Raw genomic sequence first — 6,377 nt, 5'->3', positions numbered from 1 at the left:
CTGGAGCAGCTCGGCGGTCCGGGCGAGCGGCAGCTGGAGGGCCCGGCGGACGGCTGGCCGCACCCGGCCGGCGACCCGCTCAACCTGATCGCCGTGGAGCTGCCCGCCGACGGCCCGCGCGGCTCGCTCGTCCCCGGACTGCCGGACGACTCCTACGAGAGCGACGGCCAGCTGACCAAGCGCCACGTGCGCGCCGCCACCCTCGCCACCCTGGCGCCCGCCCCCGGCGAGCTGCTCTGGGACGTCGGCGGCGGCTCCGGCTCCATCGCGATCGAGTGGCTGCGCGCCCACCGCGACTGCCGGGCCGTCAGCGTCGAACGGGACCCGGTGCGCGCGGAACGGATCGGCCGCAACGCCGCCGCCCTCGGGGTGCCGCGGCTGCGCGTGGTCACCGGCCCCGCGCCCGCCGCGCTCGCCGGACTGCCCGCCCCGGACGCCGTGTTCATCGGCGGCGGCCTCACCGCGCCCGGCCTGCTGGACGCCTGCTGGGACGCGCTCGCGCCCGGCGGCCGGCTGGTCGCCAACACGGTGACCCTGGAGTCGGAGGCGCTGCTCACCGAGTGGTACCGCCGCCACGGCGGCGAGCTGCTGCGGCTCGCGGTCGCGCACGCCGTCCCCGTCGGCGGCTTCACCGGCTGGCGCCAGGCGATGCCCGTCACCCAGTGGTCCGCCGTCAAGCCCCCCGTCCCGCAAGGAGCGCCCTCGTGACCGTCCACTTCATCGGCGCCGGCCCCGGTGCCGCCGACCTGATCACCCTGCGCGGCCAGCGGATCCTGGCCCGCGCCGAGGTCTGCCTGTACGCGGGCAGCCTGGTGCCGCGCGAGCTGCTGGACGAGTGCCCGCCCGGCGCCCGGCTGGTCGACACCGCGCGGCTGACCCTGGACCAGATCGTCGAGGAGCTGGTCCGCGCCCACGAGGCCGGCCAGGACGTGGCCCGGCTGCACTCCGGCGACCCGTCGGTGTTCAGCGCGGTCGCCGAGCAGATGCGGCGCCTGGACGCGGCCGGGGTGCCGTACGAGGTGGTGCCCGGGGTGCCCGCGTTCGCCGCCGCCGCGGCCGCGCTCAAGCGGGAGCTGACCGTGCCGACCGTCGGTCAGACCGTCATCCTCACCCGGATCTCCAAGCGCGCCACCCCGATGCCCGAGGGCGAGGACCTGGCCACCCTCGGCCGCAGCGGCGCCCTGCTGGTCCTGCACCTGGCCGCCGGGTACGTGGACGACGTGGTCGAGCAGCTGCTGCCGCACTACGGCGCCGACTGCCCGGCCGCCGTGGTCGCCATGGCCAGCCGGCCGGACGAACTGGTGCTGCGCGGCACCCTCGACGACATCGCCGGGCAGGTCAAGGCCGCCGGCGTGGTCCGGACCGCGGTCATCATCGTCGGCCGGACGCTGGCCGCCGAGCAGTTCCGCGACAGCCACCTCTACTCGTCGGAGCGGGAGCGCCCGCACGAGCCCTGCGGCGCCTGATGGCGCACGCCACGCCGCCGGACCCGCGCCCGCACGTGCTGATCCTGGGCGGGACCACCGAGGCCCGGACGCTGGCCGCCGCCCTCGACGGGGACGGCGGGCGCCGGGTCACCAGCTCGCTGGCCGGCCGGGTCGCCGAACCCCGGCTGCCCGCCGGCGAGGTGCGGATCGGCGGCTTCGGCGGGCCCGAGGGCCTCGCCGCCTGGCTGCGCGAGGGACGGGTGAGCGCCCTGGTGGACGCCACCCACCCGTTCGCCGGGGTGATGTCGCACAACGCCGCTCTGGCCGCCGCGGCCGCGGGGGTGCCGCTGCTGGCGCTGCGCCGGCCCGGCTGGAGCCCGGTGGCCGGGGACCGCTGGCACCCGGTGGACTCGCTGGCGGCGGCCGCCGACGCGCTGCCCGGGCTCGGCCGGCGGGTCTTCCTGACCACCGGCCGCCAGGGCCTCGCGGCCTTCGCCCACCTGGACGGGCTGCACTTCCTGGCCCGTTCGGTGGACCCGCCCGAGGCGCCGATGCCGGCCTCGACCGAGGTGCTGCTGGACCGCGGGCCGTTCACCCTGGACGGCGAGCGGGCGGTGCTGCGCGAACACCGGATCGACGTCCTGGTCACCAAGGACAGCGGCGGCGCGGCCACCGCGCCCAAGCTGACCGCGGCCCGGGAGCTCGGCCTGCCGGTGGTGATCGTCCGCCGCCCGGAGCCGCCCGCCGGGGTGCCGGTGGCGGCCACCGTCACGGAGGCGCTGCACTGGCTCGACCGGGCCGGGCGCGGGCAAACCGGGTGAACCGGGATTCGCCCACCCCGTACGGGAGTTGAGCGGCATCATGAGGCGATGAGCGCTCATCGCCGCACCGAGACCCCGCGCACCGCCGACGAACGCACCACCCTGGCGGGCTTCCTGGACCACCAGCGCGACACCCTCGCCCTCAAATGCGCGGGGCTGACCACCGAACAGCTGCGGGCCCGGGTGCTCGCGCCGTCCGGGCTGTCGCTGCTCGGCCTGGTCCGCCACCTCGCCGAGGTCGAGCGCAGCTGGTTCCGCGACGTACTGGCCGGGGAGGGCAGCCGGGCCCACTTCGACCTGCCGGACGGCTCGGACGGCGAGTGGCACGTCGAGGACGCCGACCCCGACGAGGCCTTCGCGATCTGGCGCGCCGAGTGCGACCACGCCCGGCGCCTGGTCGCCGCGGCCGACTCCCTCGACGTGCGGGGCGGTTACGGCTCCGGCGCGGACGCCCGGGTGTTCTCGCTGCGCTGGATCCTCACCCACCTGATCGAGGAGTACGCCCGCCACAACGGCCACGCCGACCTGCTGCGCGAGCACCTCGACGGCGTCACCGGTTGGTGAGCCCGTTCTCCGGGAGGAGGGCCCGTCAGATGTCGCGGAAGGTCTCGATCCGGGCGCCGATGGAGTTCAGGCGCTCGGCGAGGTCCTCGTAGCCGCGGTTGATGACGTAGACGTTGCGCAGCACCGAGGTGCCCCGGGCGGCGAGCATGCCGAGCAGGATGACCACGGCCGGACGCAGGGCCGGCGGGCACATCATCTCGGTGGCGCGCCAGCGGGTGGTCGGGCCCTGGACCAGCACGCGGTGCGGGTCGAGGAGCTTCACGTCCGCACCGAGCCGGGTGAGCTCGGTGAGATAGATGGCACGGTTGTCGTAGACCCAGTCGTGGATCATCGTGGTGCCGTGCGCGGAGGCGGCGATCACCGCGAAGAACGGCACGTGGTCGATGTTGATGCCGGGGAACGGCATCGGGTGGATGGTGTCCACCGGCGCGGTCAGCTTGGACGGCCGCACGGTGAGGTCGACCAGCCGGGTGCGGCCGTTGTGGGCCGGGTACTCGGGGCCGCGGTCGTAGTCGAGGCCCATGCCCTCCAGCACCGCGAGCTCGATCTCCAGGAACTCGATCGGCACCCGGCGGATGGTCAGCTCGGAGGAGGTGACCACGGCGGCGGCGAGCAGGCTCATCGCCTCCACCGGGTCCTCGGCCGGGGTGTAGTCGACGTCGCAGGTGATGTCGGGCACGCCGTGGACGGTCAGGGTGGTGGTGCCGATCCCCTCGATCCGCACGCCCAGCTTCTCCAGGAAGAAGCAGAGGTCCTGGACCATGTAGTTCGGGGAGGCGTTGCGGATGACGCTGACGCCGTCGTGCCGGGCGGCGGCGAGCAGGGCGTTCTCGGTCACGGTGTCGCCGCGCTCGGTCAGCACGATCGGGCGGTCCATCGGCACGCCGGCCTGCACCGAGGCGTGGTAGGCGCCGCCGGTGGTGGCGACCTCCAGGCCGAAGCGGCGCAGCGCGGTCAGGTGCGGCTGGACGGTGCGGGTGCCGAGGTCGCAGCCGCCGGCGTACGGGATGGCGAACTGCTCGGCGCGGTGCATCAGCGGGCCCAGGAACATCAGCACACTGCGGGTGCGGCGGGCGGCCTCGACGTCCATGGCGGCGAGGTCGAGCTCGGCCGGCGGGGTGAGTTCGAGGTCGCGGCCCTCGTTGATCCAGCGGCTGCGGACGCCGATGGAGGTCAGCACCTCCAGGATCCGGTAGACCTCCTCGATCCGGGCGACGCTGCGCAGCGTGGTGCGGCCGGTGGTGAGCAGCGAGGCGCAGAGGATCGCGACACAGGCGTTCTTGCTGCTGCGGACCTCGATGGCGCCGGAGAGGGTGGTGCCGCCCTCGACCCGCAGATGCATCGGGCCGGAGTAGCCGAGGGAGACGATCTCGCTGTCCAGGGCCTCGCCGATCCGGGCGATCATTTCGAGGCTGACGTTCTGCTTGCCCTGTTCGATCCGGTTGACCGCGCTCTGGCTGGTGCCGAGGGCCTCGCCGAGCTGGGCCTGGGACCAGCCGCGGTGCTGACGCGCGGTACGGATGAGGGTGCCGATACGGGTGAGGTAGTCGCCTGTCACCCGGCAGACCATATCTCATGGCTGAGATAGCGCCAGAATCCAGGTCGGATACGGATAGTTGCTTTGTCCGGTTCTGAGGCTTATCGACGGGTGGTCACGGCGTCGGCGAACCAAGGGCTGTGGTGTGGGACTTGTGAGGTGATGCGGGCCGTGGTGTGGTCAGGCAGGGCCCAGCGGCTCGGCCCGTCCGACGACGGTGCCGGCCCGGTCGATGCAGATCACGTCCACCGAGACGGGCGAGCCCGTGAGCACGCCGAGCGCGGTGGCGCGGGCCGCCTCGGCCACCAGGTCGCCGAGCGGCACACCGGCCGCGCGGCAGAGCTGGACGGCCTCCAGCGCGGTGTTGGCCTCCGCCACCGCCGTGACCAGCGACTCCTGCGCACCGCCCTGGCGGGCCAGCCGGGCGAGGTAGCCCTTGTCGACCTGCGAGCGGGCCGAGTGCAGGTCGAGGTGGCCCGCGGCGAGCTTGGAGAGCTTGGCGAAGCCGCCGGCGATGGTCAGCCGCGGCACCGGGTGGCGCTTGACGTACTTGAGCACCGCGCCCGCGAAATCGCCCATGTCCAGCAGCGCGTCCTCGGGCAGCCCGTACTCGGCGACGGCCACCTTCTCGGAGGTCGAACCGGTGCAGCCGGCGACATGGGTGCGGCCGGCCGCGCGGGCCACGTCCACCCCGCGCCGGATGGAGTCGATCCAGGCGGAGCAGGAGTAGGGGACGACGATGCCGGTGGTGCCGAGGATGGAGAGCCCGCCGAGGATGCCCAGGCGCGGGTTCCAGGTGGAGCGGGCGATCTCCTCGCCGCCGTCCACGGAGATCTCCACGACGACGTCCCCGGCGGCGCCGTGCGCGGCGGCCACCTCGGCGACCGCGTCGCGGATCATCTGCCGGGGCACCGGGTTGATGGCCGGCTCGCCGACCGGCAGCGGCAGGCCCGCCTTGGTGACCGTCCCGACGCCGGGGCCGGCCCGGAAGACCACGCCGGCGCCGGGCGCCGCGGGCCGCACCGTGGAGCGGATCAGGGCGCCGTGCGTCACGTCGGGGTCGTCCCCGGCGTCCTTGACCACCCCGGCGGTGGCCCGGCCGTCGGCCAGCTCCTCGACGGCCAGCGCGAAGGCGGGCGTCTGACCCTTCGGCAGGGTGATCACCACCGGGTCCGGGAACTCCCCGGTCAGCAGCGCGGTGTACGCCGCCTTGGTGGCGGCCGTCCCACACGCCCCGGTCGTCCAGCCGTGCCGCAGCCCGCTGCTCCTCAGCTGCCCGGCCCGCCCACCGACCCCGCTCATGCCGCACCGTCTCCCTGGCCGTCCGATTTCCGCTCGGGACCATGGTCCCCCGGCTCCGCCCCTTCCTCGCACCCAGGGGGGATCACGCCGCCCCCGCCCGGCGTAGCGGGACAAGGCGCTTGTGTACACATGGAACACTTCGTACACTCGACCCATGAGCGAGCAGCCTGTCCAGACCGTGTCGATCCGAGAGGCGCGCGAGCGTCTCGCCGATGTGGTCGACCGCGCCGAACGGGACGAGCCCACGGTGATCACCCGGCGAGGACGGGAGGTCGCCGCCGTGGTGCCGATAGAGCTGCTCCGCGAGTACCGGCAGTGGGAGGAGCGCGAGCTGCTGCGCCTCATCGAGGAACGCCGGGACGAGCCCACCTACTCCCTGGACGAGGTCATGGCCGAGACCCTGGCCAGGCCGGAGTGAAGTACGGCACCCGTTTCACCGAGTCCGCCCGCGGCGAGCTGCGCAAGCTCCCCCGGGCGACGGCGATCACGATCCTGCGCAAGCTCGCCGAGCTGGAGCAGGACCCCTACGGCTTCCACACCACCGCACTGGTGGGCTCGCCGGAGTACCGGCGCCTCCGGGTCGGGGACCACCGTGTGATCTACACCGTCGAGGACGGTCGGCTGATCGTCCTGGTGGTCCGGGTCGGCCACCGCTCCGAGATCTACCGCGACTGACCTCGGGACCCCGGGCGTGGGGGGGGGGGCGGGGGCGGCGGCCCCGGCCCG

At 74.4% G+C, this 6,377-nt stretch carries 8 protein-coding genes; 6 read left to right on the top strand and 2 right to left on the bottom strand.

The features are described from left to right. The 4 genes from cbiT to ACWEQL_RS39980 form a co-directional block, all read left to right on the top strand. A partial coding sequence (cbiT, locus tag ACWEQL_RS39995) for a precorrin-6Y C5,15-methyltransferase (decarboxylating) subunit CbiT (protein WP_452156147.1) occupies positions 1 to 708 on the top strand: 708 nt, incomplete at its 5' end. Beyond that, positions 705 to 1,466, top strand: coding sequence for a precorrin-4 C(11)-methyltransferase (gene cobM / locus ACWEQL_RS39990; protein ID WP_452156146.1), 762 nt, complete (start codon positions 705 to 707; stop codon positions 1,464 to 1,466). The genes cbiT and cobM, both read left to right, overlap by 4 nt. Beyond that, the gene (locus tag ACWEQL_RS39985) at positions 1,466 to 2,248 is read left to right on the top strand and encodes a cobalt-precorrin-6A reductase (RefSeq protein WP_452156145.1); all 783 of its coding nucleotides are present in this window, start codon (positions 1,466 to 1,468) and stop codon (positions 2,246 to 2,248) included. The genes cobM and ACWEQL_RS39985 overlap by 1 nt, the downstream gene beginning before the upstream one ends. A 48-nt stretch (positions 2,249 to 2,296) precedes the next feature. Next, entirely contained in the window at positions 2,297 to 2,812 is a 516-nt protein-coding gene (locus tag ACWEQL_RS39980) for a DinB family protein (RefSeq protein ID WP_452156144.1), read from the top strand. A gap of 25 nt (positions 2,813 to 2,837) precedes the next feature. On the opposite strand, the gene ACWEQL_RS39975 is transcribed toward ACWEQL_RS39980, so the two are convergent. Next, positions 2,838 to 4,370, bottom strand: coding sequence for a UDP-N-acetylglucosamine 1-carboxyvinyltransferase (locus tag ACWEQL_RS39975; protein ID WP_452156142.1), 1,533 nt, complete (start codon positions 4,368 to 4,370; stop codon positions 2,838 to 2,840). 159 nt (positions 4,371 to 4,529) lie between these two features. Continuing rightward, positions 4,530 to 5,651 (bottom strand): cobalt-precorrin-5B (C(1))-methyltransferase, encoded by a 1,122-nt coding sequence (locus tag ACWEQL_RS39970; RefSeq protein ID WP_452156140.1) that lies wholly within the window; start codon positions 5,649 to 5,651, stop codon positions 4,530 to 4,532. Positions 5,652 to 5,805: 154 nt separating this feature from the next. On the opposite strand from ACWEQL_RS39970, the gene ACWEQL_RS39965 reads away from it, so the two are divergent. Together ACWEQL_RS39965 and ACWEQL_RS39960 are read left to right on the top strand one after the other, a co-directional pair. Further along, a complete protein-coding gene (locus ACWEQL_RS39965; RefSeq protein ID WP_452156138.1) occupies positions 5,806 to 6,069 on the top strand; it encodes a type II toxin-antitoxin system Phd/YefM family antitoxin in 264 nt (87 codons plus the stop codon). Continuing rightward, on the top strand, positions 6,066 to 6,326 hold the full coding sequence (locus tag ACWEQL_RS39960) for a type II toxin-antitoxin system RelE family toxin (protein WP_452156136.1): 261 nt from the start codon (positions 6,066 to 6,068) through the stop codon (positions 6,324 to 6,326). The genes ACWEQL_RS39965 and ACWEQL_RS39960 overlap by 4 nt, the downstream gene beginning before the upstream one ends. Positions 6,327 to 6,377: the final 51 nt, after the last annotated feature.

The organism is Kitasatospora sp. NPDC004240, from assembly GCF_053603215.1.
The sequence above is the reverse complement of the archived record's forward strand: the minus strand, read 5'-3'. Positions and strand labels throughout refer to the sequence as shown.

Excerpts from the sequence above, each read along its gene's own strand:
- ACWEQL_RS39985 (WP_452156145.1), top strand. The coding sequence starts at position 1,466 with ATGGCGCACGCCACGCCGCCGGACCCGCGCCCGCACGTGCTGATCCTG.
- ACWEQL_RS39980 (WP_452156144.1), top strand. The coding sequence starts at position 2,297 with ATGAGCGCTCATCGCCGCACCGAGACCCCGCGCACCGCCGACGAACGC.
- ACWEQL_RS39970 (WP_452156140.1), bottom strand. The coding sequence starts at position 5,651 with ATGAGCGGGGTCGGTGGGCGGGCCGGGCAGCTGAGGAGCAGCGGGCTG.
- ACWEQL_RS39965 (WP_452156138.1), top strand. The coding sequence starts at position 5,806 with ATGAGCGAGCAGCCTGTCCAGACCGTGTCGATCCGAGAGGCGCGCGAG.